Genomic DNA, 4,277 nt, shown 5'->3' with positions numbered 1-4,277 from the left:
TACTATCTGTTCAGAATTCGAGTATTTTAAGGCATTCGTCAGTAAATTCGCTAGTACTTTGTGCAATAGCTTCTCATCCATCATCACTTCACCGAATTGGCCCCGGTAGCTTAATTGAATCCGAGGCTCACCTTGATCCGCTACTTCTAGTCCTTCAACTAGGTCATCGCAGAAAACTTTGAGGTGAAATGGTTTAGGCTTGATTTCTAGTTTTTGAGCCTCCATTCGAGCTATATCAAGTATATTCGAAAGCATATCCGTTAATTGCTGGACAATAGATTGAATTCGGTGAATATTGCGGATATTTCTGGCAGTTTTCCCTTCAGCAATAGAATTCATCAATAACTCTGTCGCAATCTGAATCACACTTAAGGGGGTTCGAAACTCATGAGAGGTCATGGAGAAGAACCTGAGCTTCATTTGGCTCAATTTCTGTTCTTGTTGGAGGGCCTGTTGAATGGCCTCAATTTTTTGGCGTTCACTAATATCGCGGGCATTGAGCGCGACACCAGAGAATCCCGTATTATCAGTAAATTGCTGAGCAATCACCTCAAATACAACCCAAGTATCTTCCACGGTTTTCCAGCGTAGCTCCATTGTCATCGAATTCTCGTGTGAGGCAAGAGATTCCTTGAGCATTTGCACGAGCTGAGGTTGATCCAAAGGATGGATCCAATGTTTCAGAGGTTGTTGTAGGAAATCTGTGGGGAAAAACTGTAAATTTCGGTGTACCGAAGGGCTAATGTAATGGACTATTCCTTCAGAGTTAACGAGCAAGACAATATCGGACGTGTTCTCAATCAAAGCTCGAAAGCGAGCCTCACTGTCTTTTAATGCCTGATCTGCCCAGTTGAGTTCTTCAAACTGTTCCTCCAGGGTCGCTTTCGCCTTGGAAAGCTGTGTGGTACGGGCTTGAACCCGCTCTTCAAGTTCTGAATTGAGTGCTTCAATTTCAGCTTTCGCGGCTTTAAGTTGCAATTGGTTTTGGATGCGAGCAAAGACTTCAGCCGTTGCAAAGGGTTTCGTGATGTAATCTGCACCTCCCATCTCAAAAGCTTTAACTTTTTCTTGTGGGTCAGATAAAGCGCTGATGAAGATAATGGGGATATGGCAGGTTTGGTGATTTGCCTTAAGCTGCTGGCAAAGGGCGTACCCAGACAGATCAGGTAAAAGGATATCTAAGAGAATTAAATCAGGAGAAACCTGATTGATACTTCTGAGGGCAATAGCGCCGTTTACGGCACGTCTGACTTTATACGCCTGCTCCTTGAGCATTTCAGTAAGGATGTTGATATTATCGATATTATCTTCAACAATCAATATTTTTGGACTATAATCCTTCATCAATTTTTTTGAAAATTATTGCCTATCAGAATTTACTAAATATCAGCATTTGTTTCTCTTAATTACTCATTACTAGTTTGATTTATGGCCTGTTGAATTAAGTCTAAGATAATATCAAACCTTAAATTCTTAAGGAGATGACTAAGTTCTCGAGTTAATTCTGGATACTGGAATGATATATCAGACAACATATCATGGAAGTTTTCTTCATCCAGCCCTAAAACAGTTTGCTCGCAAGAACTTAACCATTCTTTAGGCAATAGAGACATCTCAGCTAACAGCTCTGTGAAATCTCTAGGTTTAGACGATATACAATGTTCTGAAGTACCATCTTCTAAATCCGAGTTTCTATACGTATACTGAATTCCTAAATACTTCGCTATAGTCTGGAACAAGACACTTTCTTGAAACGGTTTGCAAACGAAGTCATCACACCCAGCTACAGCAGATTCTTGTTGTGTATCTTCAAATACACTCGCTGTTAGAGCAATAATGATGGTTCTCTCCAGTGGGACAGCAGGTTCTGTATTAGGACTGCCTTCCCGTAACAAAGGTTTTTCAACCTCCTGTAAGCAAGATGGATGACTTTGAGATTCAAGTTGTCGAATTTTCTGGGCTGTTTGATAGCCATTCATGCCAGGCATTTGCCAGTCCATCAAAACAAGATGTGGACACCAATCTTGCCAAAGCGTAATGGCTTGTTGACCGTCTTTCACAGTACGGGCTGAAAAACCGACGGATTCCAATAAATTCAATAACATGAGGCGGGTGTCTTGATGATCCTCCACGATTAGAATCCGATAAACCGGTTGATGAGGGGCGATGGCCTGAACTTCCTGATAGCTTGGTATATTCTGGGTTGAAGCGTTGTCAATCTTGATGGGTATTTGGAGTTTCACCACCGTTCCTTGACCCTCTTTGCTGTCAATGTCAATCTCACCTTGCAATAGCTGGGTAAATTCATAACAAATCGCCAATCCTAAGCCTGCCCCCTCTGCAGCTTTACGTCCCGCACACGATTGGGTAAATAAATCAAAAATATTATCAAGCTCTTCGGCCTCAATCCCTGGTCCTGTGTCTTTAACTTCTATAGCGAGTATAGGTTGTGGTTCAGTAGTATCTTGGTTGTCTTTCGTTTTTTGACGCTGTTCATCCATCCAAACCCGCAAGATAACACCACCAGACTCTGTGAATTTAATGGCATTATTCAGAAGATTGATCAGGACTTGACGGAGCCGATTTTCATCCGTCTGGACCATGGGTGGTAGATCTGGAGCGAGGTCAAATTCTAAGCTAAGTCCCTTTGCCCTAGCTTTAAGGTCAAACATGCTTTGAAGGGACCTGAACAGGGTGAGCAGGTCAAACTCCGTAATCGTAATACTGAGCTTCCCAGATTCAATTTTGGTTATTTCAAGGACACTGTTGATCAGACTCAACAGATGGGACCCGCTCTGATTAATCGTGTTCAGAATATTCTTTTGTTTAACTGTGAGATTATCCTGACGTCCTAAGAGTTTGCTATACCCCAAAATAACGTTCAATGGAGTGCGCAACTCGTGACTCATATTGGCTAAAAAGAGTCCCTTAGCTCTATTGGCTGATTCTGCTTTCTCCTTAGATTCATTGAGCTGATGCAATAATTCAGACTGCTGCAGGGCCACCGCTAACTGATCAGCCGCTAATTGCATCAGTTCGAGTTCATTCTCTGACCACTGTCGAGGCTGAAAATTTTGGTAGGCGGCCAGAAGCCCCCAAAGTTGATTCCCCATAAACACGGGCACAATCATGAAGGCTCGAATTTAATAATACTCAAGAATTTCTAGGTGGCAGTCCGTATAATCTTGTGTGTAGATATCAGCAGTAAGGGTTGTTTCCTGGTTGCGATATTGACCCCCCTGATGCTCTTGTAGATAAGTGTCCTCCCATTGGGTATTTTGATTTTCCTCAACGAGTGGGATACAGCTAGACCCTGCTGATTCAACGATGAATTCTCCCGACCAATCTGCATGGAAACGGTAGATTGCAACCCGATCACATGCAAGGGCATGTTGAATTTCGTAAGTACATGAGGTAAAAATCTGTTTGGTATCTAAGCTTTGGCGGATTTGCTTTATCACCTTTGAAATATTACGGGCATGCTTTGCTTTCCGTGATTCCACCTCTTTTTGAAGTTGCGCCTGGTGAAGATACGACCGTAATTGATCCGCATTCGCTTGGGAGGTCTGAATTAGTTGATCTTGACTCAAGGCAACACTAAACAGATTGGCTAATTCTTTAACGAATTCTATTTCAGATTCTTTCCAGTCTCGGGGGCCTGAACATTGATGGACGCATAGTAATCCCCAAAGTTGACTGCTTTGAATAAGAGGAGCCACTACATTTGCTCGAATTTGAAATCGCTCCAACAGTTTTATATGACACTCACTGAGTTGTGCATCATAGATGTCACGGACAGCAAACACATGTCCAAACAGATACTTCTTTGCAAGACGTTCACCAAAGCAATCATCGAATACGTTTAAATTCTTGGCTAATGGATAGTGAGCAACCACTTTTTCCGCTATGCATATTCCATCAGCAAAGTTTGAACTAGCATCTAACTGAAAAACTGCAACACGATCTGCATCTAATATTTGTTGAATCGTTTCAATCGTTGCATCAAATATGTTTTGACTATTCTGTCGATGGTGGATTTTGGCTACAATTTCTGCTAGAAGTTGGGAGCCTTTGATTTGTAGCATCGTTGAAGTGTTATGGTGTTGCTCATGAATTAATGGATGAATTCTAGTTATACTACTCTCTTCGGTCGCAGCGATACAAAGTAAAGGTTCTATCCCCAGGGTAAGCGCAAGAAAATTACGTCTCTGAAAGGCTAGACTGTAATGGAATAGAAGCGCCCAGAACCTTGAGCATATACGCTTCATCCATGCTCG

General features: G+C 42.1%; 3 protein-coding genes. All 3 read right to left on the bottom strand.

Features of this window, described 5'->3' with window-relative positions; all coding sequences use genetic code 11:
* On the bottom strand, positions 1-1,320 hold a 1,320-nt coding region (locus Q0991_RS11785; protein WP_299488677.1), incomplete at its 3' end, for a response regulator.
* An 86-nt stretch (positions 1,321-1,406) separates the two neighbouring features.
* Entirely contained in the window at positions 1,407-3,131 is a 1,725-nt protein-coding gene (locus Q0991_RS11780) for a GAF domain-containing hybrid sensor histidine kinase/response regulator (protein ID WP_299488675.1), read from the bottom strand.
* Between the two features lie 12 nt (positions 3,132-3,143).
* Positions 3,144-4,277 (bottom strand): GAF domain-containing protein (locus Q0991_RS11775; RefSeq protein WP_299488673.1); only part of this gene is annotated, 1,134 nt, incomplete at its 5' end.

Source organism: Acaryochloris sp. IP29b_bin.137 (assembly GCF_028285745.1).
Taxonomy (GTDB): Bacteria; Cyanobacteriota; Cyanobacteriia; order Thermosynechococcales; family Thermosynechococcaceae; genus Acaryochloris.
This window is presented reverse-complemented; position numbering and strand designations above follow the sequence as displayed.